Source organism: Ruegeria sp. CDSC025 (genome assembly GCF_059610805.1).
The window spans coordinates 148,999-172,449 of record NZ_JBXWOJ010000009.1; the positions used below are offsets into that span (position 1 = coordinate 148,999).

Annotated in this window: 26 protein-coding genes and 2 pseudogenes; 11 read left to right on the forward strand and 17 right to left on the reverse strand. The window is 53.8% G+C overall.

All coding sequences use genetic code 11. The annotated features are described in order from the left end of the window. The first annotated feature begins 5 nt into the window (after nucleotides 1-5). The 3 genes from AC2FH8_RS14145 to AC2FH8_RS14155 all read left to right on the forward strand — a co-directional run bounded on the left by AC2FH8_RS14145 (nucleotide 6) and on the right by AC2FH8_RS14155 (nucleotide 2,058). Nucleotides 6-878, forward strand: a complete 873-nt coding sequence (locus tag AC2FH8_RS14145; protein ID WP_496690048.1) for a LysR substrate-binding domain-containing protein — start codon at nucleotides 6-8, stop codon at nucleotides 876-878. 92 nt (nucleotides 879-970) lie between these two features. Continuing rightward, the gene (locus tag AC2FH8_RS14150) at nucleotides 971-1,489 is read left to right on the forward strand and encodes a dihydrofolate reductase family protein (protein ID WP_496690049.1); all 519 of its coding nucleotides are present in this window, start codon (nucleotides 971-973) and stop codon (nucleotides 1,487-1,489) included. After that, on the forward strand, nucleotides 1,486-2,058 hold the full coding sequence (locus tag AC2FH8_RS14155) for a TetR/AcrR family transcriptional regulator (protein ID WP_496690050.1): 573 nt from the start codon (nucleotides 1,486-1,488) through the stop codon (nucleotides 2,056-2,058). The genes AC2FH8_RS14150 and AC2FH8_RS14155 overlap by 4 nt, the downstream gene beginning before the upstream one ends. Nucleotides 2,059-2,310: 252 nt before the next feature. Here AC2FH8_RS14155 and AC2FH8_RS14160 read toward each other — a convergent pair whose 3' ends face one another. Further along, nucleotides 2,311-3,003, reverse strand: coding sequence for an MOSC domain-containing protein (locus AC2FH8_RS14160; protein ID WP_496690051.1), 693 nt, complete (start codon nucleotides 3,001-3,003; stop codon nucleotides 2,311-2,313). After that, the gene (locus AC2FH8_RS14165) at nucleotides 3,000-3,545 is read right to left on the reverse strand and encodes a MarR family winged helix-turn-helix transcriptional regulator (protein WP_496690052.1); all 546 of its coding nucleotides are present in this window, start codon (nucleotides 3,543-3,545) and stop codon (nucleotides 3,000-3,002) included. Before AC2FH8_RS14165 ends, AC2FH8_RS14160 begins: the two co-directional genes overlap by 4 nt. An 86-nt stretch (nucleotides 3,546-3,631) precedes the next feature. On the opposite strand from AC2FH8_RS14165, the gene AC2FH8_RS14170 reads away from it, so the two are divergent. Further along, a complete protein-coding gene (locus AC2FH8_RS14170) occupies nucleotides 3,632-4,381 on the forward strand; it encodes a hypothetical protein (protein WP_496690053.1) in 750 nt (249 codons plus the stop codon). Nucleotides 4,382-4,433: 52 nt separating this feature from the next. Continuing rightward, the gene (locus AC2FH8_RS14175; RefSeq protein ID WP_496690054.1) at nucleotides 4,434-4,964 is read left to right on the forward strand and encodes a redoxin domain-containing protein; all 531 of its coding nucleotides are present in this window, start codon (nucleotides 4,434-4,436) and stop codon (nucleotides 4,962-4,964) included. On the opposite strand, the gene AC2FH8_RS14180 is transcribed toward AC2FH8_RS14175, so the two are convergent. Further along, the gene (locus AC2FH8_RS14180; RefSeq protein ID WP_496690055.1) at nucleotides 4,928-5,608 is read right to left on the reverse strand and encodes a cupredoxin domain-containing protein; all 681 of its coding nucleotides are present in this window, start codon (nucleotides 5,606-5,608) and stop codon (nucleotides 4,928-4,930) included. The genes AC2FH8_RS14175 and AC2FH8_RS14180 overlap by 37 nt on opposite strands. 105 nt (nucleotides 5,609-5,713) lie before the next feature. Between AC2FH8_RS14180 and AC2FH8_RS14185 the strand changes: the two genes are divergently transcribed. Beyond that, nucleotides 5,714-6,178, forward strand: a complete 465-nt coding sequence (locus AC2FH8_RS14185) for an RrF2 family transcriptional regulator (protein WP_281973916.1) — start codon at nucleotides 5,714-5,716, stop codon at nucleotides 6,176-6,178. Nucleotides 6,179-6,211: 33 nt separating this feature from the next. On the opposite strand, the gene AC2FH8_RS14190 is transcribed toward AC2FH8_RS14185, so the two are convergent. From AC2FH8_RS14190 to AC2FH8_RS14225, 8 genes are read right to left on the reverse strand one after another with little or no spacing between them, the layout of a single operon-like run. Next, the gene (locus AC2FH8_RS14190; RefSeq protein WP_271949891.1) at nucleotides 6,212-6,337 is read right to left on the reverse strand and encodes a hypothetical protein; all 126 of its coding nucleotides are present in this window, start codon (nucleotides 6,335-6,337) and stop codon (nucleotides 6,212-6,214) included. A 25-nt stretch (nucleotides 6,338-6,362) separates the two neighbouring features. Continuing rightward, nucleotides 6,363-7,235 (reverse strand): cytochrome-c oxidase, cbb3-type subunit III, encoded by an 873-nt coding sequence (gene ccoP, locus AC2FH8_RS14195; protein ID WP_496690056.1) that lies wholly within the window; start codon nucleotides 7,233-7,235, stop codon nucleotides 6,363-6,365. Beyond that, entirely contained in the window at nucleotides 7,226-7,393 is a 168-nt protein-coding gene (locus tag AC2FH8_RS14200; RefSeq protein ID WP_281973918.1) for a cbb3-type cytochrome c oxidase subunit 3, read from the reverse strand. Before AC2FH8_RS14200 ends, ccoP begins: the two co-directional genes overlap by 10 nt. Next, entirely contained in the window at nucleotides 7,390-8,121 is a 732-nt protein-coding gene (gene ccoO, locus AC2FH8_RS14205) for a cytochrome-c oxidase, cbb3-type subunit II (protein WP_496690057.1), read from the reverse strand. The genes AC2FH8_RS14200 and ccoO overlap by 4 nt, the downstream gene beginning before the upstream one ends. A 6-nt stretch (nucleotides 8,122-8,127) precedes the next feature. Further along, nucleotides 8,128-9,747 (reverse strand): cytochrome-c oxidase, cbb3-type subunit I, encoded by a 1,620-nt coding sequence (gene ccoN, locus AC2FH8_RS14210; RefSeq protein ID WP_142637651.1) that lies wholly within the window; start codon nucleotides 9,745-9,747, stop codon nucleotides 8,128-8,130. Continuing rightward, nucleotides 9,737-10,027 carry a TehB-like domain-containing protein gene (locus AC2FH8_RS14215; RefSeq protein WP_142637649.1) on the reverse strand — a complete coding sequence of 97 codons (291 nt, stop codon included), beginning with the start codon at nucleotides 10,025-10,027 and terminating at the stop codon, nucleotides 9,737-9,739. Before AC2FH8_RS14215 ends, ccoN begins: the two co-directional genes overlap by 11 nt. Then, entirely contained in the window at nucleotides 10,028-10,768 is a 741-nt protein-coding gene (locus tag AC2FH8_RS14220; protein ID WP_142637647.1) for a DUF2189 domain-containing protein, read from the reverse strand. After that, the gene (locus AC2FH8_RS14225; protein WP_281973920.1) at nucleotides 10,765-11,184 is read right to left on the reverse strand and encodes a group III truncated hemoglobin; all 420 of its coding nucleotides are present in this window, start codon (nucleotides 11,182-11,184) and stop codon (nucleotides 10,765-10,767) included. Before AC2FH8_RS14225 ends, AC2FH8_RS14220 begins: the two co-directional genes overlap by 4 nt. A 141-nt stretch (nucleotides 11,185-11,325) precedes the next feature. Between AC2FH8_RS14225 and AC2FH8_RS14230 the strand changes: the two are divergent. Then, nucleotides 11,326-11,424 (forward strand): annotated as a pseudogene (locus AC2FH8_RS14230) (IS6 family transposase); the annotation flags it as partial. A 60-nt stretch (nucleotides 11,425-11,484) separates the two neighbouring features. Here the strand turns inward: AC2FH8_RS14230 and AC2FH8_RS14235 are convergent. Continuing rightward, nucleotides 11,485-12,438, reverse strand: coding sequence for an AraC family transcriptional regulator (locus AC2FH8_RS14235; protein WP_496690058.1), 954 nt, complete (start codon nucleotides 12,436-12,438; stop codon nucleotides 11,485-11,487). A 139-nt stretch (nucleotides 12,439-12,577) separates the two neighbouring features. On the opposite strand from AC2FH8_RS14235, the gene AC2FH8_RS14240 reads away from it, so the two are divergent. The 4 genes and pseudogenes from AC2FH8_RS14240 (at nucleotide 12,578) to AC2FH8_RS14255 (ending at nucleotide 14,689) form a co-directional block, all read left to right on the forward strand. After that, on the forward strand, nucleotides 12,578-13,102 hold the full coding sequence (locus tag AC2FH8_RS14240; protein WP_496690059.1) for a DUF4142 domain-containing protein: 525 nt from the start codon (nucleotides 12,578-12,580) through the stop codon (nucleotides 13,100-13,102). Beyond that, complete coding sequence (locus AC2FH8_RS14245; RefSeq protein WP_496690060.1) at nucleotides 13,102-13,449, forward strand: cupredoxin domain-containing protein; 348 nt, start codon at nucleotides 13,102-13,104, stop codon at nucleotides 13,447-13,449. Before AC2FH8_RS14240 ends, AC2FH8_RS14245 begins: the two co-directional genes overlap by 1 nt. A gap of 66 nt (nucleotides 13,450-13,515) precedes the next feature. Beyond that, nucleotides 13,516-13,626: pseudogene (locus AC2FH8_RS14250) on the forward strand (integrase); the annotation flags it as partial. Nucleotides 13,627-13,897: 271 nt separating this feature from the next. Next, nucleotides 13,898-14,689, forward strand: coding sequence for an inositol monophosphatase family protein (locus tag AC2FH8_RS14255; protein ID WP_496690061.1), 792 nt, complete (start codon nucleotides 13,898-13,900; stop codon nucleotides 14,687-14,689). A 575-nt stretch (nucleotides 14,690-15,264) separates the two neighbouring features. Here AC2FH8_RS14255 and AC2FH8_RS14260 read toward each other — a convergent pair. From AC2FH8_RS14260 to AC2FH8_RS14280, 5 genes are all read right to left on the reverse strand, one after another. Further along, nucleotides 15,265-16,338, reverse strand: a complete 1,074-nt coding sequence (locus tag AC2FH8_RS14260; protein ID WP_496690062.1) for an ABC transporter ATP-binding protein — start codon at nucleotides 16,336-16,338, stop codon at nucleotides 15,265-15,267. Next, nucleotides 16,335-18,551 carry an ABC transporter permease gene (locus tag AC2FH8_RS14265; RefSeq protein ID WP_496690063.1) on the reverse strand — a complete coding sequence of 739 codons (2,217 nt, stop codon included), beginning with the start codon at nucleotides 18,549-18,551 and terminating at the stop codon, nucleotides 16,335-16,337. Before AC2FH8_RS14265 ends, AC2FH8_RS14260 begins: the two co-directional genes overlap by 4 nt. After that, nucleotides 18,552-19,577 carry an ABC transporter substrate-binding protein gene (locus AC2FH8_RS14270; RefSeq protein ID WP_496690064.1) on the reverse strand — a complete coding sequence of 342 codons (1,026 nt, stop codon included), beginning with the start codon at nucleotides 19,575-19,577 and terminating at the stop codon, nucleotides 18,552-18,554. It lies immediately after the preceding gene. 479 nt (nucleotides 19,578-20,056) lie between these two features. Next, nucleotides 20,057-22,084, reverse strand: a complete 2,028-nt coding sequence (locus tag AC2FH8_RS14275) for an oxidoreductase (RefSeq protein ID WP_496690065.1) — start codon at nucleotides 22,082-22,084, stop codon at nucleotides 20,057-20,059. A 389-nt stretch (nucleotides 22,085-22,473) separates the two neighbouring features. Continuing rightward, on the reverse strand, nucleotides 22,474-23,388 hold the full coding sequence (locus AC2FH8_RS14280; protein ID WP_496690066.1) for a TRAP transporter large permease: 915 nt from the start codon (nucleotides 23,386-23,388) through the stop codon (nucleotides 22,474-22,476). Between the last annotated feature and the right edge of the window lie 63 nt (nucleotides 23,389-23,451).

Below are 23,451 nucleotides of genomic sequence, written 5' to 3' on the forward strand. Positions count from 1 at the left end.
AGAATATGAGTACCCGATTTCATCACCATGACTTACTCAGGCTATTTGCCGAGATTGCTCGTTATTCCAGCTTCTCGACGGCAGCATCGGCGCTCAACATGACAAAGGGCGCCATCAGCTATCAGATCAAAACGCTTGAAGCCGATCTTGGGGTGATCCTGTTCCAGCGCACATCGCGTGGTGTCACACTCACTGGTGAAGGATTAAAACTGCTCGCGATCTGCCAGACCCGATATGAAGAAATCGAAGCTGAAATTTATGCATTAAAGGGGATTTCAACGCGTTCTCTAACCGTTGGGGTCTCGACCTATTTCGCTGCGCGCTGGCTGTCGCCACGCCTGATGTCATTCATGCAAAGCCACCCGGACGTACAGATTCGCATTCAACCGATGATCGAGTTTTCAGAAGCTGAGATGCAGGATGTGGATCTTGCAATCAGGTGGGGTAACGGGAATTGGATCGGCGGCACCGTTACTCCATTCATGCCCATGCCGCCCTATCCTGTGGGTGACCGGGCGGCAGCTGACCTAGTGATAGAGTTAGGAATGAAAGAGGCAATATCGCATCTTACGCTGCTGAGAGATCGTGATGACAGCAACGCCTGGTCTGATTGGCTGAACGTCGCAAAGCTTCCCCGACAATCAAGGAGAGATGCGCTAATCGTTCCTGACCCAAATGTCCGGGCGCAAGCAGTCATCGACGGACAGGGAATAGCTTTGATGGATGATCTGGTTCGGGACGATCTAAATGCTGAAAGACTGTTTCGGTTGTCGGAAACCGATCTGCCCGACTATGGGTATTTTTTGGTTCAACCGCATAGCTCCGCTCCAACCGGCGCAGTACAGTCCTTCTCGGACTGGATTCTGGGTCAATCGTAGCAGTCATTCCCCTTGAGTATCCTCAGAGCCGTTATTATACAGCATATAAATAAATCACAGGGACCCAGAAGATGCCGACAGGACATATCATGATGGCAATGAGCCTAGACGGTTTTGTCGCAAGGCCAGATCACAGGCTGGATTGGTTGGAAAAGCAACCCACTGCCGACGAAGATCACGGGTTCGCCGCGTTTCAGAGTAGCGTCGACGTGATCGTGATGGGGTCCGGATCGTACCGGACAGTTCTGGGATTTGGGGAGTGGCCTTACACGAAACCGGTGGTGGTTCTCAGTCGCTCAATGAAACCCTCAGGCATTCCAGATGAACTGCGCGATAGAGTTGAAGTTTCAGACAAAACACCCACTGATTTGATGGAGGATTTTGGCGCGCGTGGTTACAATCGAGTTTATGTGGATGGCGGTGCAATCATCCAATCCTTCCTCAAAGCCGGGCTGATTGAGGACATGCAGATTACCTTGGTTCCCATTCTGATCGGTGAAGGCATTCGGATCTTTGGTAAAACAGAAGGTGACGTTGATCTGGAATTGGTTTCGGTTAGCAGCTTTTCCTCCGGTCTGGTAGATCTCGATTACAGACTGAAAACCAGGTGACGAAAGCTTCTCCACCAGGGCGACCGTCAAAGGCTGCACAGCGCCTTTCGAAGCAAGTGATCCTGCAGGCCGCATTGCCGATTGCCCAAAGCAAAGGTGTTGATGCGCTATCGTTTCGCATACTTGCCGATCAGCTTGACGTCACTCCGATGGCCGTGACCTATCACGCAGGTAGCAAGAAGCAACTATTGTCCGATCTGGTGGAACTTGCCTTTGCAGGCGTCTTGGATGGAGTGAATGGTGGCAACCCGGTCAAACGCGCACGCTGCATTATGGCGACTTACTATGGTTGCGCTTTGAAGAACGCCAATCTACTCCGTGCAATCCTAGACGATGTAACGCTCATGAGCGCGGACCTCATGAACGTGGCCGAGGAATTAAAAGTCAGCACGGACCAACTCGAAAACAGCGATGGCGGTGATGTTCTTGTTCACGTGCTGATCGACTATGCACATGGGTTTGTGCTCTCAGCCTCGAGCGGAGAAGACAGCCCCCTGACAATAGACGATTTTCTGCGTGGGGTTGACTGGATTCTTGCTCAAGCGGCGGGTGACCTCGCCGCGACGTGATATGAGAAACATGCCCATCAGAGGGTGTCCTCAAGCAATGAGCAGTTTGCGTCATTCAATTCTGACCCTAACGTCAAGTAGTTCTGCCCCAAGGCTACTAACTTTCATCGAAGCTAAGGCTTATGTCTCAATTGAGTTCGGTTTGCCAAAGGATTGATATTTGGCGGCTGGCTGCTTTCGTATTCTCGATTGTTTTCGGTTCGAGGAAGGTGCGTTATCGCCAACCACGGCTTAAATGCTTCATAGAATGCCTCAGGCACCTAGTCTCGCCGATGTATCCTCCATGGCGTTGCCTTCCGCCATTCGGCAGAACGCTTGTCGCCAACTTTGAGCCAGTTCTTTCATCTGAGACAACACCTCGGCATCTTCTGGCAGAATGCGACGAGTCAACCTTGCACGTGTGACGGCCAATACAGACCAATTGGGATTTAACCTTTCAACCAAGGTAATCCGATCACCGGAACCAACTTCGCCAGGTTCGAGCACACGATAGTACCATCCGGTTCGGCCCGTCTTCTGAAACTGGTAAGGCATTTCCTTGTGCCCCGTATGTAGCCCGAGTTTCCAGCACGGTTGCCGCCCCTGACTGATTTGAACAACCGCCGTACCCAGTGACAGGATGTCGCCAATGCAGAGGTTTTCCTCGGTCAGCCCCGTTGTTGAAATGTTCTCACCGAACGCCACTGGCAGTGTGCCGGGTGCTATTAGGCCCTCTGCTTGCCAAGCCGAGTAGTGATCAAAAGCATAATGATGGATGGCTTTGTCTTCGCCTCCATGCACGGTCAAATCTGCCTGTGCATCCTCGGAAAATCCGAGCGAGGTAATCAACTGCCGCCCGTCCACCCTGTCTTTTTGAATGGCCGATGGAGGTTTGCCTTCCCAACAATCTTTGACCGCTCCGACAAATATGCCGTCGATGTTCGCCGATAAATCAAAATGGTTCATCTGGCTTCCTCGTGCTCGATACAGATCTTGTCTTTTTCACCGACGTCCAATGATACACCCAACAGTTTGCAGAAACCGTTTTCCGTCGTGGTATCATGGTATGTGCAGGATTTGCATTGGCCGAATGATCGGCCTCCATTTGCGGCCAGAGCCAGACTGAGGCTTTGCATCAGACCCTGTTCAAGCATGACTTGGTTTTCTACGGGCATATCTCCAATTGCCTGTGCAACAGGGTTCGGCTGACGTACAATTTTGACCCCTTCCTTGGTCAGGTCATAAGAGATCGACCGTTGATCAAGCTCTTTGCGTTGCTCTTCTACATAGCCCTTGCGCGCCAAAGCCTTGAGCGTTTGTGACATCGTTCCACGGGTTGTTCCGATATACTCTGCAACTTGCGACGGCGAGCGCGAAAACATGTTCGCCTGTGCGAGGTATTCCAGCGCCATCCTCTGAGTCGGGTTCAAATCTCCCGCCCATCCTTCGGAAGCATCAATACGGGCCAAACGGTTGATTAGCGTGCGTATGCGATGATCTGTGTTCATAACACTTTTAGTAGCGACTCGAAATTATAGTTGCAATGCATTTCTCACTATAGTAGCGACTCGATATTATTTGATTGGAGACACTCATGAAACTCTCAATGCTCACTTCCACTTTGGCGCTGGTCATCGGAGGCACGGCTCTTGCAGATGGGAACCATGCCATCCATCAAGATGGCGCCATCATATCTTCGCCGGACGCCAGTAAAGTCGTGGACTTTGACATTCTGGCAGCGCATGCGCATCGCAATGGAAACACGGTCACTTTTCACATGACAACGAATGGAGCGGCTGGCGCCTCGGTTCCGGTGGCAACCGGAGAGGTTGGTGGATCAGATGTCTGGTCATATGTCTGGCCTACTTCTTTGGACCCTTCGGTCGTTGGGTTCGAAGGCGGCACAGGCATCCTTGCAATGGCCGCAACCAGTCATCCAGATTTTGATGACACACCGCTTTTTGACGAGAACGGCGACGGAGATCCGGCGAATGACGGCATCGAATGGCACAGCCACTGGGTTGTGTTGACCCCGACCGAAGCGTGCGGACCCGACGCGCTTGCCGTACGTGACATCCCCGAGGGTTCCTCGCCCAAGCTACCTGCGACATGGCCTGGGTTCCCGATCTTTCTGGACAGCCCTGGGTTTACGCCTTTGTTCGACGGGCCCGAAATCTCGGTGAATGCCGGCTTTGCCAGCAAAGTAGAACTGGATGGTGTCGCTTACGATGGTGTCACTTCTGCATTGCGAGTGAACGCTAACATCCATGCGCCCTTGCTGTGCGTCACAGATGTTTTCGACGTCGCATCCGGCGACCTGAGCCTGCCGGGGAAGCTTCACTGACATTCGACTACGCAGCCGCCGAACCCAAGACGGCTGCGTGTTATTGAGGGCAATGAAAATGCAAACACCAGAACTAGACGTTTCGGAATGGTTTAACACAGACACACCCCTAACCTTAGGTGGTCTAAGGGGACGGGTTGTTGTTATTGAGGCATTTCAAATGTTGTGCCCGGGATGCGTCCTGCATGGTATTCCCTTGGTGCAATCAATTCAAAAAACGTTTCCTGAAGAAAAGGTAGCCGTGATTGGCTTGCATACTGTGTTCGAGCATCACGACGCCATGACACCGGTGTCTCTGAAAGCCTTCCTGCATGAATATCGCATCACCTTCCCTGTCGGCGTGGACAGGCAGGGGGTGGGGCAATTGCCAAACACGATGTCCCGCTTTCGCATGCGCGGTACACCAAGCCTTGTCTTGTTGGATCAGTCGGGACGGATCGTTGTGCATCACCTTGGACAGGTCTCAGAACTGCAATTGGGGTCTGAGATTGGCAGTCTTCTGACACGAGGGGCCGCATCGGTCACAAGCAATCCCGCCACCGTCAATCAAAACGAAGGCGCATCAGGTAGCTGCAATGTGTGAGCCGGCCAATGCGCCCGCGTATGGAAACCGTCTTTCCCCAAGGTCGTCGCCAAAAGGCTGTTTAGCCACACGCAGCGACGGAATACCCGATCACACCAAACGGTGCCCGCCGTCGAATACCCCGCAGTATCAGGCAAGCCCCCGAAGATCGGGGGCTTGCCAGTTGTCTTTACGCGGGGATGCGCCACTCCGCAGAACTCCATGCACAGGATTTGGTAGGAGCCCGGATCATCGAACGTATACGTGACTTCGGTTGTGTAGCCCGGGATCACCTGGACCTGCGTCAGAAGGCGAAGGTCTGAGGTGTAAATGCCCAATCCGTGGGTAACGTCTTCGGTCGTGGCGCTAAAATTTATGGGTATTCCAACGGGAATCTCGACGGTGTCGATATCCCACCACCACTGCCCGCTGGTGATAGAGACGGTCAAGGCGTCGTCTGTGCTGGCTACGGCATGTGGCCACGGTCGCAATGTGCCAACCGCAACAATTACGCCGACAATCGTCATTGCCCAGATCAAGCCCGAACGTTTCGAGTTGGCCTTGGGTCCGGGTTCCGGCCCATCAGAAGCCCGCACGGCCAACCAGAAGACAAGTGACAGCACTGCCATCAGGATCAGCGAGATCAATAACACAACGGGCTGCATGAGCCATCCCCTCTATTAGGTATTCTAAATGCCTATTATAAGGGTAAAAAAAGATGTCAATAAAATAGGCATTTTCAAAGCCTATTTTTTATGGGAAGAATAACTATGCAAATTACCAAGTTCTCCGACTATGCCCTGCGCATCCTGATCCATCTTGCCACCCACGAAGAAGGGTTGATGTCGACGCGTGAGATCGCGGCTATGCAAAACTTGCCCTTTAATCACCTGGCCAAGATCTCGCAGTGGCTTACACACGAGGGCTATGTAGAATCCATGCGTGGGCGCAACGGTGGTATGCGTATGGCCCTACCTCCCAATGCGATATCGATTGGCGGCCTACTACGAAAATCCGAACGCGGCACACCTTTGGTGGAATGCATGAAGGAAGACGGCGGCTGTTGTGTAATGACGCCCGCTTGTGGATTGTTGCCAATTCTGAACGAAGCTCAGGAGGCGTTTTTTGCTGCCTTGGACACCAAGACTTTACAGGACGTATTGGAAGGAAACCGTGGCATGAAAAACCTGATCCGAGCGTTGGAAGTCAGTCATGCGCTGGCATCAAGCGATTAATACGCAAACTGTAGTCCTATAATAATTTGATTGTTACTTGGCCGCGCCAGGCACAGCCTTTTCAATCGCCTGCCCTTCCCATGCCTCGAAAGCCATGGAAAGGTGCCATGCCTTGAACCCGATGTAGCCGACCAGAAGGACCAGTATCATCAGATACATTGCCCTTCGGGATCGTGGATTTTCTTCAACTTGGTGCATCTTCTGCATTCCACAGTAGATACAACGTGAGCATTCGAATCTGGGCGTCGCTCAGACGTCCTTCCCACGCAGGCATCACACCTTGCCGACCGTGATAAATGCTATGGTAAATCTCATCCCGGTCGCCTCCATAGATCCAGCGTTCATCACCCAGATCGGGCGCGCCGATTTCATAGCCCCCGCGCCCGTCACCGCCATGACAGGCCGCGCAGTTTTCTTCGAAGATCAATCTACCGGCGCCAGCCGCCGTCGCATCATGCTGCTTTCCAGAGAGGGCCAAGACAAACTCTGTAACCTCTTCAACCTGCTGCTTTTCGATCATGCCGTCTGCGCCAAACGCCAGCATCTGTGCAATCCGTGTATCGTCATGCTGCGCATTGATCCCATAGCGTATGGTCGCCTCAACCTCTTCCGGTGCGCCTGACCACAGCCAATGTCCGTCTACCAGATTGGGAAAACCAGGCTGCCCTTTCAGATCATTCCGGTGACAAGCGGCACAATTGTCAGCGTAAAGCTTGGAAATCGACGCGCTATACCTTGCCTCCAGTGTTGGGTCTGCGGCCAGTTCTTCGAGATCCTGTGACGCAAAAGGCGCAAATGTCATTTCACGATCAGCATTCGCTTGCTGAAGTTCTGCAACAACCTCTGATCGGGATGAATACCCCAACAGCCCTTTTGCATAGTCGCGCGCACCTGGGAAGGATGGGTAGAACACCCAAAACAGTGCTGCGATGATGATACTGATCCACAAAGCCCATCGGGCCGCCCAGGGAACAGGTGTGTCCAACTCTTTGATACCGTCCCACTCGTGGCCGGTCAGATCAGTACCGGAAACCGGATCCTTTCCCTTTAGCGCCACGGCTGATCCTCCTGATGGTCCAGCGGAGATTGCGCAGCGTCATCGTAGACTTTTCGCCGTGAGGGCCAGTAGGTCCAGACAACTGCGGCAAGAAAGACGACCAGCAGGTAGATTGCACCCCAGGTCTTGGAGAAGACAAGAACGGTATCATGTGTCATCGATTAATCTCCTCGTGATCTACCGAATCCAGATCGGCCAATGTGCCAAGAACCTGCAGATAGGCCACAAGGGCATCCATTTCCGTCAACTCACTCGGGTGCCCGTCGTAATCCCTGACCTGAACGTTTTCACCGTAACTTTCTTGCAGTTCACCTTCATAATATTGCTCGGCATCTGCTTGCCATGCAGCATCCTTTTCCGCATTTTCGATCTGAGCATCTGTGTAAGGCACCCCGGCGCGGCTAAGGGCTCTTAAAGAGGCAGGCAGGTGGCCTGTTTCCAGCCGCGCGTCAGACAAAAACGCATAACCAGGCATGATCGAGCCTTCCACCAGCTCTCGTGGCGCTTCCAGATGCGCCACATGCCATGCGTCAGAGTATTTACCGCCAACTCGCGCCAAGTCCGGCCCTGTACGTTTCGAGCCCCATTGGAACGGGTGGTCATACATGCTTTCGGCGGCGAGGCTGTAGTGCCCATAGCGTTCGATATCCGACCGTAGGGTGCGGATCATTTGACTGTGGCAGGCATAGCAGCCCTCGCGCACATAAATATCGCGCCCGGCCAGTTCCAGCGGAGTGTAGGGCCGCATACCGTCGACTTCTTCCACCGTGTTTTCGATGGTGAACAAAGGGGCGATTTCAACAATGCCACCGATTGATGCAACCAGCAGGATGGCCATGGCAAAGCCAAGTGAGTGGCGTTCGAGCTTTTGGTGTTGTGTACTCATGGGCTGCTACTCCGCCGGCTGGACCAAAGGTCCGGATTGCCTGGTCTCGGTTTGCCGCGGCCCACTGACCGTCATGTAGATGTTGTATGCACCGATGCACGCTCCGATCAGATACAGCAGCCCCCCGATCGCACGGGCGACATAGTAAGGATGCATTGCGATCACACTGTCGAGGAAGGAATAAAGAAACGCACCATCCGCATCATAGGTCTGCCACATCAGCGATTGTGTGATGCCACTGTTCCACATTGCGCCGACGTAAATCAGCGTCCCGCTCAGGGCGAGCCAGAAGTGCCATGCCTCCAGCCGCAATGAATACACGCCATCTCGTTTCCAAATCCAGGGCACCATTTTATACATGGCACCAAAGGTGATGAAGGCGACCCAGCCCAACGCGCCGGCATGTACGTGGCCGACGGTCCAATCCGTGTAGTGGCTCAGCGAATTGACCGGACGGATCGCCATGAACGACCCTTCGAATGTCGACAGTCCGTAGAACAGAATCGCGACCATCATAAACCGGACCGCCGGATCCGTCCGGACCTTATCCCAAGCCCCGTTGATCGTAAGGATTCCGTTGAACACAGAGGCCCAGCTGGGGACCAGCAGGATGATCGACATGGTCATGCCAAGGTACTGAACCCAGTCCGGTAGCGCCGTGTAGTGAAGGTGATGTGAGCCAGCCCAAAGATACAGGAAGGTGATCCCCCAGAAGCCAACAATTGACATTCGGTAAGAGTAGATTGGCCGGTTCACAGCTTTGGGCAAGAAGTAATACAGCATCCCTAGGAACCCGGCGGTCAGCAGGAAGCCAACAGCATTGTGCCCATACCACCATTGCGTCATTGCATCCTGTGTGCCGGAAAACAGCGAGTAGCTTTTGGGATAGGCAATGGAAACCGGAACCGAGAGGTTGTTCACCGTATGCAGCATCGCGATGACGACGATGAAGGCCAGATAGTACCAGTTAGCCACATATATATGCGGTTCGGCCCGGCGAGAGAGCGTCTTTAGGTACAGACCTAGATAACCAACCCAGACGATCAGCAAAACCAGATCCATATACCATTCCGGTTCGGCATATTCCTTCGATTGGGTGATCCCCAAGGGGTAGCCGGTCGCCGCAAGGACCATGAACAGATTGTACCCCCAGAACACCATCCAGGGCAGCGATTCACTGGCCAATCTGGCGCGCGAGGTACGTTGGACCACATAAAACGACGTCGCGATTAACGCGTTGCCACCAAAACCAAAAATCACGGCAGATGTATGAACCGGGCGCAACCGGCCGAAGTTCGACCAGAACATATCACCGTTCAGTGCTGGAAACGCCAACTGCCAGGCGAGGATATCGCCAACCGTGAACCCTATGATTGCCCAAATCAGCGCGGCGATGACACCAAACCGAATGACCTTGTCATTGTATTCTAAAGGGATGTCCTTTGGGGCCTCGCTCAAACGGTTGATCATCCACATCAACCCCCAACCAGCGGCTATTGCGATCAACCAACCGTGCAGCACGTAGGCGGTAGGAACCCCCCAGCCAAGTATGGCTACGCCACCGACAAAGATCAAAGCAAGGGCACACAGGACGGCAGCATCCTCAAGAAAACTCTCACGCTGCATCGGGCGCCTCCTGCCGGTGGAAGCGTACTTCAAACTCAACTTCGCCAATCGGGTTCACCGAATGAGTTTCCTGTGGCGCGAACACAGCAGTGGCCCCAACGCCCAGAACCAGATCACCCTTGTCATCCCGGCTCAGTAGAAGTTGCCCATGTTGCACAGCCAATTGACCCCAAACACCCGCTTTGGTGCTGTGATCTTTGCGCAGCTTTTCTGGCAATGTCTCATGCGTGAACCGCGAGGTCGCATAGTGCACCACGCCTTTTGGAAGCGCTTCAGTCATTTATGCATCTCCATGAAAAAGCTCGGCATAAGCATGCCAGGTCGCGTACCCGAGCAATGGGAACACCACGACCAAACCCAGTAGCCCGGACAGTATTCCAACCAAAGTCAAAAGAGTGATGATGGCTCCCCAGCACAAGCAAAGCTTGAAGTTGTGAGTGGTGGCGTTGAAACTGAGCCCCATAGCCGAGAAGCCATCGATCTTGCGGTCGATCAGCATTGGCAATGAAAACGCTGACACCGCAAACCCTAATGCCGCAAACAGCCCGCCAACCAATGATCCTGCGATTAACAGCGCCCATCCTGATGGCGTAGTAATCAGCAAAAGCAGCGTATCTGCGAAGCTTGAGAATGGGCGCAGCCCGTAGACTATGGCGAACATAACTGTGGCCGCGCGAATCCAGATGAGAGCAAAAACCATCAGTATGACGCCCACCAACGTAATCTGACCCGTGGCCGCTCTGAGCCCTGTTTTACCGCTTGCTACGGAATAAAGACCAATCGTTGCAAGTGGTCCGACCAAAACGCCGCCAGCTAGCAAAGGCAACAAAACCCAACCAAGATCGTTGAGCATCAGGGCCGCAATGCAAATCCACCCCAGAACTACGAGTGAACCACCGTAAAGCAAGGAATATCCCGGGTTGCGTTTCACGTCGCCCCAGCCCGCCTGCAGCCAACGTTTGACAACGCGTGCGGGAGGATCAGAGATGACCTGAGCTTTGGTATAGACAGAGACCGTCATGACAACACCGGTGGAGTGTCAGCCTCACGACGAAAGTTCTCAATTCCGAATGACAAGCCCTTACCGATCCTGGTGGCCAAATGAGAGAACGCTTCGGCGGTTGCAGGTTTAAGGGCTTTTTTTGCGGTGTCTTCGAACAGGTCGAGCCACAGGCGAAAATGTTCTGGTAGGATTTCAGAGTTCGCCAGGTGAACCTGCATCGGGTTACCCGAATAGCCTGCCTCTCGTAGAATGGCGCCGCGCCAAAAGGCTGCGATCTTTTCTTCGTGTTCCGGCCAATCTTCGATTGCCCTGTCAAATACCGGCCCCAGATCAGGATGCACTCTGATGCGCGCATAGAACTGGTTGACCAAAGTCGCGATTTCATCCGCTGTGATGTCAAACATATGTGGCCGAATTGGCATGGTACGAGTCATCGGATCTACCTTAACGATACGCCTCACTATCTGTGTGCTATAATAGGCATTGTCAATACCTATTATAACGTGAATGGTGTGATCAACATCAAGGGGAAAGGCGCGTGGGTCTATCTTTACCCAGCCGTCGACAACCACGGCAAAACGCTCGACGGAATAGAAGTGGTGCACATAATCCGCAAAGGGCAAATCACGCCCGGTGTCTGTCCGTTTCGGCAATTTACGGAGCTGGCGGCTTAGTCCGCCGGTACAAAGATATCACTGTGGCAAGTTAAAACTTCGCAACAGATCCCGTCCGGTTTATTGCGCCGATGATAATGTGATCTGCCGACGGAAGCCGGCAGGTGAGAGGCCAATTTCCCTCTTGAAAACGCGTGCAAAAGCAGAATCCGATGCGTATCCAGCGCGTTCTGCCGCATCCGAAACAGAACTTGATGGGTCAGTAAGACAGCGTTTCGCGATCTCCAGCCGCCAAGCTGTTACGTATTGCAGTGGCGACATCGCCATCTTTTTCTGAAACTGAACCGCAAAGTTTGTTCGTGACATGCCTGCAATGCGCGCCATTGTTTCTATCGTCCAGGATGCGCTTGGATCCTTGTGAAACGCGTCAAGAGCCCGAGCCAGATGGTGATCAGAGAATCCGTTCAAGCCCCACCTCGAGGATTCGTCACTTTCCACAAACGAACGTATTGCCTGCGCAAGAATGGCTTCTGACATCTTCAAAGCAATGAGATCGCCACCGAGGCGAAGACCCCCGGCCTCATCTCCGATCATGCGCAGTGTCGCCTCCATCCATTTTCCAGCGGATTCCCCGTAATTCCTTAGGTGAATGATCGGTGGAAGGCGTTCCAACAGTATGTGTTTTGCATGAGGGTCGAATGAAAAATGGCCGCAGATAAGTTGCGTGTCACGTTCATCGCCGTCGCCGCCGTAAACCAGAACCCCAGTTCCAGTGTATCCCGACCGCTCGATTACCGTGTCCAGCGGCAAAACTGCATCTCTTGTTTCAGCCGCGCAGTACAACTTGTGTGACGCGCCATGCGGAACAATCAACAGATCGCCCTGCTCCAGCGCCACCACTTTTTCATATCCTTCAACTTCGATCAGGCAATTGCCCCTATGAGCAAAATGAAATCGGGCGACGTTATTGAACTTGGGAACTTCAATCCCCCAAGGGGTGGTCAACGAAGTTCGAAAATAGAGCGCGCCTTGAACAGACAGTTTCGTAAGGATATCGCTAAGCAAATCAAGCATGCATTTTCATGGCAGTATTTGGCGTTTTTGTACAGTATCTTGAACGATCTGCACAGAAAATCGAACGTTCCCGCATGTATCTCACTTCCCGGGTCGGATTACTCCTATTGCCATCGTAACACTCAGTGGAGTCTCCAAAATGAAGAAACTGATTTCCCCATTTGCTGTGGCACTTGCCATGACTGGCGCTCAAGCCTCTGCGCAAGACGTCGCCGAGATGAGCGATCTCGAATACGCTCACATTGCCTATACGGCCGACAACATCGACATTCGGTATGCCTATCTGGCGCTGGCTTTGTCGTCGAACCCCGACATCCATGAATTCGCAAACACAATGATCCGCGACCATACTGCCGTGAACGAAGCGGCCTTGGGCTTGCTCGACAAACTGGGCGCGTCAGCGCAGGACAACGCGTTCAGCCAGACGCTGAATGCCAATGCCGAAGAGATCATCGATGGCTTCGTCAAGCTGCGTGGCGCAGAGTTTGATGCCGCTTATGCAGCCAATGAATTGGCCTATCATCAGGCGGTGAATGATCTGGTGGAGAACACAATGATCCCCAATATCGACAATGCCGAAGTGAAGGCCCTGTTCGAGCAGGGTCTTGAAATCTTTAAAGCCCATGAAGGTCACGCCGAAATGATGGTCGAGGCGCTTCAGTGATGGGAAAAACTCAGTCACGCCGTTGCGTGATGGTTGGAGCGGTCGCATCGGCGGCCGCTCTCGCTTTAACCCGAACGCGGGCCCGAGCCGCAGAACCCGTAATCCATGAAGTCAGGATCAAGGCATTCGCATTCACGCCAAAGCTTCTGAACGTGTCTGTTGGTGACACCATTCTATGGACGAATGAGGATCTGGCGCCACATACCGCGACAGCCGATGACTTCGGGTGGGACACTGGGGAGATGGTAAACGGTGTCAGCGCCAAAGTTGAGGTTACCAAAGGTATGGAAACAAAATATTTCTGTGCGTTTCATCCACATATGAAGGGAACAATTGTGATTATGTGATTTGGCTCATTGGATCGACTGAACGAAAGCGGACTATGATGCAGGTCGCAGGATATGGAATTTGGGCTTCGCGCCTTCCAGCTTCTGTTGGGGCACACAAAGATGGACAGCACGGTCACGTATCTTGGTGTTGAACTTGAAGATGCCTTGGCTATCTCCGAAGCCATTGAAATATAATATCTCTGGGCCGCTCTCGCAGGCAGCCCGAAGCGGACCGTCATCGCAACTTCAAGTGCTGCGATGCAGCGTTCTCAAAATCCGGCAATGGTCACGAGCAATAGGCGACTTCACTGCACGGAAGTGAATGAGTGCTTTGATTGGCATATTCTTTCGACAGAAACTCGGGCGACTCGAAGAAAGTGGATTTCTGTCTGGCAAACACTGTTTTGTGTTCTGACACCCCATCCACTAGGGATGGTTTTGCATTTAGCAGGAAGTGAGCCGACCTATGCATAACATCATTGCACGAAGAAACTTCGCCGTTGCGGTAGCAGAAGAGGCAGGCGCGCTTGCACTAGAGTATTTTGCTTCCAGAGATACCTTGGTCATTGATCAAAAAGGCGCGCAAGACTGGGTCAGCGAGGCGGATCGCAACGTCGAGACCTTCATTCGCCAAAAGATTGTGAACTCTTTTCCCGATGATGGGATTTATGGCGAAGAACACGCGGAAAAAGCTGGCTCCAGCGGTTTTGACTGGGTGATCGATCCGATTGATGGGACAACGAACTTCGTCAATGGCATTCCGGCCTGGACGATTGTCTTAGCGTGCGTTTCGGACAGTCAGACGCAGGTCGGTGTGATTTTCGAGCCAAACGTTGGTGAAACTTACGTGGCGGTCCGAGGCGAAGGTGCCACTTTGAATGGACACGCCATGCAGGTTGCCTCAAGCGTGGAGCTGGCAAGTGGAACCGTCTCAATAGGTTATTCGAACCGGGTCGAGGCATCAAAAGTCATACCGGTGATTGCGGCCCTTATCGAACGTGGCGCTCTCTATCATCGCAATGCAAGCGGTGCGCTTTCGCTGGCCTATGTCGCGGCGGGACGTCTATTGGGGTACACTGAAGAGCACATGAACGCCTGGGATTGCCTCGCCGGTCAGTTGATGATTGCCGAAGCAGGTGGCGAGATCGAGGATCAAGACGCCGACGGGATGATCCGGGACGGTGGTCGCGTAATCGCTGGCACACCGGCCGTGTTCGGGACCTTGAAAATGATCTGCGACGACGCTTGGAACGAATGACGTCCTTCAGGCAATCGGGCTCGACCCGAATTCAGGTTGAAGAGTTTTAATATCCGCACGCCAGAAGTGGCCCAGACCAGGTTGAACAATCCGACGATCGATTTTCTGCCCTGCAAGATGGCACCAAAGCAGTGTTCCGACCGCGCCTTGGGTTACAATGGCCAAGTCTTTTCCGTCTTGGTTTATGACGATTGACAGGACTGTTCGAACGATACGCAGTTGCGCGGCATGGGCTGTTTCCCAACTGCAGAAGCTGGACATAGGTGCCTTGAAAAAGGTGTCAGCGGCGGACCTTGAATATCGAGGGAGGAAGGAACCCGGTAGTGTTTCGGTCGTTCTCACTCAATCCAGGCTCGGAATTCGCGACCAGCCCCAAAGGCTTTGCAAGGATAGCGTCTGTATCGGACGCTTTTCGCTCGGTACTGGACCAGATATCTGTCACGCTAGACATGGTCTTACTTTGTGAAAATGTGTCGGCTCGGGCGCGGGCAATTTCACTCAAACCCTATTCGGTGACTGGTTTCTCTGGCTCAAGGACGACCTCCGGGTGAGAGACGACTAAAAGTTTACCCACGTCACCCTTCCGGCAACAGAACGGGGCCACGTTCGGCAAAAGACATTTTGACTTCCGAGCCGATTTCCAGTGGCTCGTCCACGTCGTCCTGCACAGCAAATACCTGCCCGAAGGCACCGGCCAGAGTGTACTCCATCCGCACGCCAACATAGGTCGCCTTGGCAACTTTGGCCGGGATGCCGATATCAGATCCAATCAATATCCGTGACGGGCGCACGGCCAGTGTTGCGGGACCAGGCGTTAGGCCACGAGAGGGGAGTGTGTGTTGATAGCCCTCGATTTCGATCGTGGCTAAATCGCCTTTGACGGAATAAATAGTGCAGCTGATCAGGTTAGCCTCACCAATGAAATCGGCCACAAACCGGTCAACCGGCGCATCATAGAGTTTACGCGGCGTGCCGATCTGTGCGATGGCAGCGTTGCGCATGACGACAATCTCATCTGAAACGGCAAGGGCTTCTTCCTGATCGTGAGTCACATAGACGACGGTCAAACCGAGATCTTGCTGAATGGCGCGGATATCTTCGCGCACCTGGCGGCGCAGTTTTGCATCGAGGTTTGAGAGAGGTTCGTCAAAGAGCAAAACCTGCGGTTCCAAAACCAACGCACGAGCGACGGCAACGCGCTGTTGCTGCCCCCCGGAGAGTTCACTTGGCAAACGGTTGTCGAAGCCCTTCAGGCCAACCAAGTCTAACCCATGCAGCGCGCGCGATCGGGACTCGCGCTTGTCGAAGCCGGAAAAGGTCAACCCATACATGACGTTTTCCAGCACGCTCATATGAGGAAAAAGCGCGTAGGATTGGAATACCATCGACACGTCACGGTCGGTAGCGGGTAATTTGGTCACGTCTCGGTCGCCGATCAGAATTCGGCCCGAGGTCGCCATTTCCAGACCTGCGATCATGCGCAACGTCGTCGTTTTGCCGCAACCAGAAGGGCCCAAAAGCGTCACCAACTTGCCGGCCTGGACGTGTAGATCGATGCTGTCGACAGCCACCACATCCCTGCCGAACACTTTCGAAACCCCCTCGAAACGAACAGGCGCGGCTTTACTTGCTATAGTCGTTTCGGTCATGTCGTTTTCTCTGTCCCGAGTTGTGTACGTCGCCCGATCTGAACACGGCCCACGAGGATTTGTAACATCCCGACTGCCGCCAACATCACGAAGATCAGCGTTGTGGAATATGCGATTGCAAGACCGTAATCGTTGTTTTCGACCCGACCGATAATGTAGCTGGTAGCCATGTCATACTCTGCTGAAACAAGGAATATCACCGCCGAAATCGCCGTCATGGCCCGGACAAAACTGTAAACCAGCGCAGCTAGGATAGCGGGCCGTAAAAGAGGAAGAATTACCCGCCTGAAAGTCTGCCAGGAATTTGCACCGAGCGTCAGCGAAGACTCGTCAAGCGACTTGTCTAATTGTGACATAGACGCAATACCCGCGCGAACCCCAACCGGCATATTGCGGAAGATAAAGCTGACGACAAGGATAACGCCTGTGCCAGTGATCTCGATCGGGGGCACGTTGAATGCCAGGATATAGCTTACGCCAATAACCGTGCCGGGAATGGCGAAAGAGAGCATCGTACCAAACTCAAACGCATTCTTTCCCGCAAAACTTTGCCGTGTCAGCAGATAGGCAGTGACCAACCCTACGGCGGCCGTCAACGGTGCGGCAATGGCAGCAATGGTGATTGTGGTCCAGAAGCTATCCCAGGCGGCTCCGGTCCAGCGAATACCTTCTTCTTCGAAGCGAACCGAAAAGGCTGTGACGTAGTGCTTGAACGTCAGCGAGTTATCAACGCCCCACAGTTCGACGATACTTCCATAGATGATCATCCCGTAAACCACGGCAGTGAAAACCGCCCAGGCAATTGCAATGCCCAGAACCGGTATGGCAAGGCCGCGCGGCATCAAGGGGTGCACACCCGCGTCGCCCTTGCCGGAAACTGTGGTATAACTCTTTTTCCCCAGCCACGCGCGCTGCGCATAGAAGGCGGAAAGTGTGAAGAACAGCAGCACCATGGCCAGAACAGCAGCCCGGCCCTGATCGTATTGCGCACCGACGATGGCAAAAAATATCTCAGTCGAAAGCACATCGAAGTTTCCGCCCAAGACAAGTGGGTTGCCAAAATCGGCCATGGATTCGATGAACCCAAGCAGGAAGGCATTGGCCAGGCCGGGACGCATCAGAGGCAGGGACACGGTTTTGAATGTTTGCCAACGATTGGCTCGAAGGGTTTGGGCGGCCTCTTCCATCGAAGGTGACACCCCTTCGACCACCCCGATCAAAACCAGAAAGGCGATCGGCGTAAATGCCAGAGTCTGAGCGATCAGCACCCCGGGCATACCATAAAGCCAGCGCGTAGGCTGCACACCAAAGATCTCAGCAACAAATTTGGTGACCGAACCGGAAAGCCCAAACAGCAGGATCAGTGCAAGACCAATCACGAAGGGCGGTGTGATAATCGGCAAAACTGTCAGCGCGCGCATCCCGCGTTTAAAACGAAAACCTGACCGTGTGACGACAAGTGCAAAACATAGTCCAAGTGCCGTCGTGATGAAGCCCACAAGAACTGCAAGAAACAGAGAGTTCCACGCGGCGCCGCATTTGGCACCGGCAAAACAGCCCAAGCCCCAAAGTCGGTCATCAAAGAACTTCGAGGCAAAAACCGAAACTGAATAGACACCATCTTCGGTAACGAAGGCGGCAAACAACATCTTCGCAATTGGAAAGAAAACGAAAATTGTAACAATGGTGATTACGCCACCAATAGCGCTAACGACGAAAACGTCGCCGTTGATAGCGCCGCGCGCTGCAATACCCTGAGTTAAAAGGAACAGAAACGCTGTGGCGCAGATCATCGCGCCGTATCCCATGCCGAACTGGCGGATCTTCGGTTCTCCGAACAGCACCTTCATCCATTCGAAATTGAACCCGCGAAGGCCAATTGAGAACCCTTGCGCAATCAGCCAGCCAAAACCCAAGGCACCAGCCAAAATCAGGATACGTGCATATTGTGGATCGGACTTTGGCTTGCCGAGTATCAACAAAGGCAAGGTAAGCGGGACCAAAAGCGGCGTAAGCCACAGCTTTTCGCCCTGTCCGATCAGGAAAGCAGCGGGCGCATAATCTTCATCGAACGGATATCCATCGACCAGCCATACGAATGACCAAATGCCATCCTCCACCATGAACCATGGCAGCAGACAGAAACCAACCCACCCGGCAACAATCCAGAAGATCAGAACCGGGTGGTTCGTTTTTGGTGTGGTGTCAGTCACTTACTGTGGCAGTACTGAGACCTCTTCGTCCCATTTCTGCAAGAGACGCTTGCGTTCGTCAGACGAGCCGTACTTTTTGAAGTCATAGTCAATAAGCTTGATCTGGCTCATGTCAGGTGCGCTTTCAGAGGTTTCCGCATTTTTGTTGGACGGAACCTGGAAGGCGTTAACCTCAAGCGCAAGGTTCTGGGCCTCGGGGCTGAGCGCCCAGTCATAGAACTTTTTGGCTTCTTCTTCATTTCGAGCGCCGTCAATGATCGACATCGAACCGATCTCATAGCCTGTGCCTTCGCATGGGGCCACGACCTTGACCGGAAAACCTGATACGGCCTGCTTGACCGCATCATGCATAAAGACGATGCCGATGGTGTTCTCACCCCGGCCGGCGGCCTTGATTGGGGCCGAACCCGACTTGGTGTATTGGTTGATGTTCGAGTGCAGGCCCTTCATGAACTCAAAGCCGTCGTCTTCGCCAAATATCTGAACCATCGAGGCAAGCGTCGTATAAGCGGTGCCCGAGGAATTCGGGTTCGCCATTTGCACGTGCCCTTTATATTCGGGCTTCAGCAAGTCTTTCCAACATGCGGGCTCGGGCAAGCTGTTCGAGGCCAAGAGGTCGGAGTTATAGCCGTAGCCGAGTGCGCCTGAATAAATTCCGATGGTCTTGTTTCCTGCACTTTCAGCCTGCGAGATCGCCCAGTCGTGAAGCTGGTCACGCATCGGCGACACGTATTCCATCGTCAGGCCTTCTTCGGCCGCTTGCAAATGGGGATCACCGGTACCGCCCCACCATACATCGCCTTTAGGGTTAGAACTTTCCGCGCGAATTTGTGCAAACGTCTCGCCCGAGGACTTGCGGGTCATATTGACGTCTATACCGGTGGCATCCTCGAAACTGCGCGCCATGAGTTGACACCAATCTTCCTGTGCCGAGCAGTAAAACGTCAGCTTTTCAGCTTGGGCCGCAGTTAGCGAAGCCGCAAATGCTATCAGCGATCCCGCCAGCGTCGTCGTCAGATTTTTCAATTTCTTTCCTCCCCTATGTGTCGTGCCGAAATTTTCAGCGCGATACTCGTCAATTCGTCGTTAGTGGCCGTCGCTCTAAGTCGCTAGTTGATCTAATTGCGTTGGCCAGATCAACATCCGACCAGCCTCCCAATGACAAAAGCAATCTCAACACTGTACTGTTGGTTCTGCAAGAAAATTCAACGAGCATTGGTTTTCAGCACCGGTGGGTTTTGAACCGCCAAGCCTGTTTACAGCACCAAGTTTGAGTATCGGGAGCGTATTTTGATGCCGCATTGTTTAGGTAGCCCTTTGCTGGGGCGGCCGCTTCCTCCAGCGTAGAGCAAGCATCGTATTTCGAACTTAAGATCTGCTTTTCGCCTGCAAACTAGGTCTCTGTGCGAGTGCTGCGAACTTCTGCTTTCCTGAAGGTATTTCGATGCGGGCCGAGGTACAGCTTTGCCTTCGCCGCAACTGATGAAAAATGCTCGGAGCGCAGCTCAGGCTGAACAGCAAATACGCATAGCGTCGAGAATCGCGGCGTGCATATTGCGGCCTGCGATCGCGTCACCAATTCGGGCCAGATAGAACTGGCCATCCGGCTCTTCTTCCCTGAACGGGAACGCACCATTGACCAGCGCCTTGTGATCGACCTGTCCAAGGTTTCGCGAACCTGGCTTTAGGTCATGATAGAGCTCGTCTATCGGAATCAGACCTTGCTCGACGACCACGTGGTCTACAAGACGTTTGGTGATATCACCGGTCAAGGTATGACGCAGGCTGGCGCACACCCGGTTTCCCTCTTGGCTTAGAGCACTAAGTTCGTGGAGGCAGGTAAAGGTCACCCCGTTGGCTGCCAGATCGCGCAAAGCAACGGCAGAGGTCGTTGGGCCAAGGTCATGCAGAATCGCCCGGTCGGGGGTCACAAGTTCGACGCTGTGGCCAGCGCCTGCCAACATGTCGGCCGTGACTGCCGCGGGATGGTCTCCAATCTCGTCGAACAATAGAACTTCGCCCGAGACACGCGCTTCTCCGGACAGAACCTCCCAACTGGAGAGCGCCAGATCGCCGCCTGGAATGGATACTGGCTCGGGCCATCCTCCGGTAGCAACTATGACTAAATCCGGGGCTTCTCTAAACACGTCACTGGCCTCGACAAAGGTATTCATGCGGAGATCAACACCAAGGGTGTTAACCTCGGAAATCAACCAATCGGCGACACCCCATATCTGCCTGCGTGTCCCGCCCTTGGCTGCCAAAACAAGCTGCCCCCCCAGCCGATCTGACGCCTCGAACAAAACCACATCGTGACCGCGCAAGGCACTGACCCGCGCTGCCTCCAGACCGCCAGGTCCACCGCCGACGACAACCACCTTCCTTCGGGTGCGGCTGGCAGGAATGACATGGGGTAAAGTTTGCTCCCGCCCGGTGGCGGCATTGTGTCCGCACACGGCGGGCTTGCCCTGATTGACCCGGTCCACGCAATACCCGAGGCCGACACAGGTACGGATACGATTCTCTTCCCCACGCGCCAGTTTTGCCACCAAATAAGGATCAGCCATTTGGGCGCGCGTCATGCCGACCAGATCGACATGGCCGCCTGTAACCGCGTGGCGAGCCGTTGCAATGTCTGCGATGCCGCCTGCATGTAGGATCGGCAGGTTGACGGCTTCGCGGATGCGTCCGGCCACAGTAATATGCGGAGCGGCTGGCAGCCCCATAGGACGCACCCATTCAGCAAGGCCAAGATCATCGTAGGGTGCCCCGACCAGGATGTTGAGCAGGTCGACATGGCCACTATCTTCCAGCATCCGGGCGGCGGCAATGCAGTCCTCGGCGCTCAGCCCGCCCTCAATCAACTCATCGCCGGTGATGCGCATGGACAGTATGAACTTCGGACCGACCTCGGCGCGCACCGCATCCAATACCTGCAGGGTCAGGCGCATGCGGTTCTTCAACGTGCCACCAAAGGCATCGTCGCGTTGGTTGGTGAGCGGAGACAGAAACTGGCCCAGCAAATGCGAGTGGGACAGAAGCTCGATCCCATCGAACCCGCCCTGCTGACAACGTCGCGCCGCAGCGGCATAATCGCCGATCACTCGTTCAATGTCCTCTTGTTCCATTGCTTTGGGAAAGGCGCGGTGCGCGCGTTCGCGAACGCCGGACGGGGCAATAACCGGCAACCAATGCCCATCATCCCAAGCAGTACGGCGTCCCATATGAGTGATTTGACACATGATAGCGGCCCCATGCAGATGCACGCCATCCGTGAGCTTCCGAAACCAGGGAACGATACTGTCGTCGCCGGCATAAAGCTGGCCGAATACCGAGGGGCTGTCGGCAGCGATATTTGTCGATCCTCCGATCATTGTCAGGGCGACGCCACCCTTGGCCTTTTCTTCGTGATACAGCCTGTAACGGTCTCGCGGATGACCATCTTCGACGTAATTGGGCGCGTGAGAGGTGCTGACGATACGGTTGCGCAGCGTCAGGTGCTTGAGCTGAAACGGATCAAGTAGTTTCGCCATGATCAACTCCCTTCGGTAATGACACCGGTCTAAAAACAGCTCCGGGTCGGGCCCGTTTGACAGCTTCTGTGACTGACAACGTTCGCTGTCAAAGCTATGCTACTTGGGAAATACGGGGAGAGAGTTCACTGTTTCCGACACTGATCCACAAAATGACGACCAGACCAAGAAAGGTGGAACGTCACTGACCTTTGACTCAATTGACAGCCAAAACCTCAATGAGTCGGAGGATCACGTCATTCAATTCTGACCTAAACGTCGGGCATTTCTGACCCAGAAAGTATACGGTTAGTGTCTCAAACGAGCCCTAGCCATGGGGTCAAATCCTATTGAGATATGGCGTTAAGGATGAAAAGGGTAATACTCAAGGAGTTTCATGAACGCGTTGCTTAGCCGCCGAACCCCGCCGCCTCGGGAAGCCACGTGGACAAAGGTGGGAATGCAAAGACGAGGATCAGGCCCAGCAGCATTAGCGCTGCATATGGCAAGGCGCCGCGAATGACCTCGTACAAAGGGGCTTTGGCAATGCCCTTGATGACGAAGAGATTCATCCCCACGGGAGGTGTGATCAGCGCAAGTTCGAGGTTGATCATTAGCAGGATGCCGTACCAAATTGGATCGATCCCCAATGCCAGCATGACAGGAAAAACGATTGGCGTCGTGATCAGGATGATCGAGATGGTCTCCAAAAACATACCCAGCACCAGAATGAGCAGCATAACAGCTACGACAAACATGGCGGGGCTGAGGCCCATTGCCGTCACTTGTTCGACGATCTCTATGGGCAGGCGAATAATGGTTACGGTGTGACCAAACAGCGCCGCAGCAGCCAGGATCATGAACAGCATCGCCGTTGTGCGTACAGTCTCAAACGCAGTCACCCAAAGGTCGTTCAGACCGAAATTGCGGTAAACAACTACGCTGATGAACAGCGCGTAAAGGCAGCCAATAGAAGCTGCTTCAGTGGCAGTAAATACTCCGAGGTAGATCCCGCCCAAAACCACCGGTGGCATCAACAAAGCCCAGATCGACTGTCTCATACGTGACCAAATAACGCCCATACCTGCAAATGGTTGAGAGACAACTGTGCCCCCAAACCCAGCGCTGACCATCGCCCAAACCGCGAATATGACAGCCATCATGATACCCGGCACCAACCCGGCTAGGAAAAGAGCTCCGATCGAGGCCTCGGTTACAATGGCATAGAGAATAAGAGGCCCAGAGGGAGGAATTAGAATCCCGAGCATACCGCCCGCTGCAATCACACCGTAGGAATAGCTGGGGCTGTAGTTGAAGCGCTTCATCTGCGGGATAGCGGTCGAGCCAATAGTTAAGTGCTGTGGCTACAGACGAACCGGAAATGGCTG

Excerpts from the sequence above, each read along its gene's own strand:
- AC2FH8_RS14165 (WP_496690052.1), bottom strand. The coding sequence starts at position 3,545 with ATGAACACAGATCATCGCATACGCACGCTAATCAACCGTTTGGCCCGT.
- AC2FH8_RS14190 (WP_271949891.1), bottom strand. The coding sequence starts at position 6,337 with ATGTATCTGATGATACTGGTCCTTCTGGTCGGCTACATCGGGTTCAAG.
- ccoN (WP_142637651.1), bottom strand. The coding sequence starts at position 9,747 with ATGCAGCGTGAGAGTTTTCTTGAGGATGCTGCCGTCCTGTGTGCCCTT.
- AC2FH8_RS14235 (WP_496690058.1), bottom strand. The coding sequence starts at position 12,438 with ATGCTTGATTTGCTTAGCGATATCCTTACGAAACTGTCTGTTCAAGGC.
- AC2FH8_RS14240 (WP_496690059.1), top strand. The coding sequence starts at position 12,578 with ATGAAGAAACTGATTTCCCCATTTGCTGTGGCACTTGCCATGACTGGC.
- AC2FH8_RS14150 (WP_496690049.1), top strand. The coding sequence starts at position 971 with ATGGCAATGAGCCTAGACGGTTTTGTCGCAAGGCCAGATCACAGGCTG.
- AC2FH8_RS14255 (WP_496690061.1), top strand. The coding sequence starts at position 13,898 with ATGCATAACATCATTGCACGAAGAAACTTCGCCGTTGCGGTAGCAGAA.
- AC2FH8_RS14275 (WP_496690065.1), bottom strand. The coding sequence starts at position 22,084 with ATGGCGAAACTACTTGATCCGTTTCAGCTCAAGCACCTGACGCTGCGC.
- AC2FH8_RS14200 (WP_281973918.1), bottom strand. The coding sequence starts at position 7,393 with ATGACACATGATACCGTTCTTGTCTTCTCCAAGACCTGGGGTGCAATC.
- AC2FH8_RS14245 (WP_496690060.1), top strand. The coding sequence starts at position 13,102 with ATGGGAAAAACTCAGTCACGCCGTTGCGTGATGGTTGGAGCGGTCGCA.
- AC2FH8_RS14260 (WP_496690062.1), bottom strand. The coding sequence starts at position 16,338 with ATGACCGAAACGACTATAGCAAGTAAAGCCGCGCCTGTTCGTTTCGAG.
- AC2FH8_RS14180 (WP_496690055.1), bottom strand. The coding sequence starts at position 5,608 with ATGCAGCCCGTTGTGTTATTGATCTCGCTGATCCTGATGGCAGTGCTG.
- AC2FH8_RS14280 (WP_496690066.1), bottom strand. The coding sequence starts at position 23,388 with ATGAAGCGCTTCAACTACAGCCCCAGCTATTCCTACGGTGTGATTGCA.
- AC2FH8_RS14185 (WP_281973916.1), top strand. The coding sequence starts at position 5,714 with ATGCAAATTACCAAGTTCTCCGACTATGCCCTGCGCATCCTGATCCAT.
- AC2FH8_RS14170 (WP_496690053.1), top strand. The coding sequence starts at position 3,632 with ATGAAACTCTCAATGCTCACTTCCACTTTGGCGCTGGTCATCGGAGGC.
- AC2FH8_RS14215 (WP_142637649.1), bottom strand. The coding sequence starts at position 10,027 with ATGACTGAAGCGCTTCCAAAAGGCGTGGTGCACTATGCGACCTCGCGG.
- AC2FH8_RS14175 (WP_496690054.1), top strand. The coding sequence starts at position 4,434 with ATGAAAATGCAAACACCAGAACTAGACGTTTCGGAATGGTTTAACACA.
- AC2FH8_RS14145 (WP_496690048.1), top strand. The coding sequence starts at position 6 with ATGAGTACCCGATTTCATCACCATGACTTACTCAGGCTATTTGCCGAG.
- ccoO (WP_496690057.1), bottom strand. The coding sequence starts at position 8,121 with ATGAGTACACAACACCAAAAGCTCGAACGCCACTCACTTGGCTTTGCC.
- AC2FH8_RS14160 (WP_496690051.1), bottom strand. The coding sequence starts at position 3,003 with ATGAACCATTTTGATTTATCGGCGAACATCGACGGCATATTTGTCGGA.
- AC2FH8_RS14225 (WP_281973920.1), bottom strand. The coding sequence starts at position 11,184 with ATGACTCGTACCATGCCAATTCGGCCACATATGTTTGACATCACAGCG.
- AC2FH8_RS14220 (WP_142637647.1), bottom strand. The coding sequence starts at position 10,768 with ATGACGGTCTCTGTCTATACCAAAGCTCAGGTCATCTCTGATCCTCCC.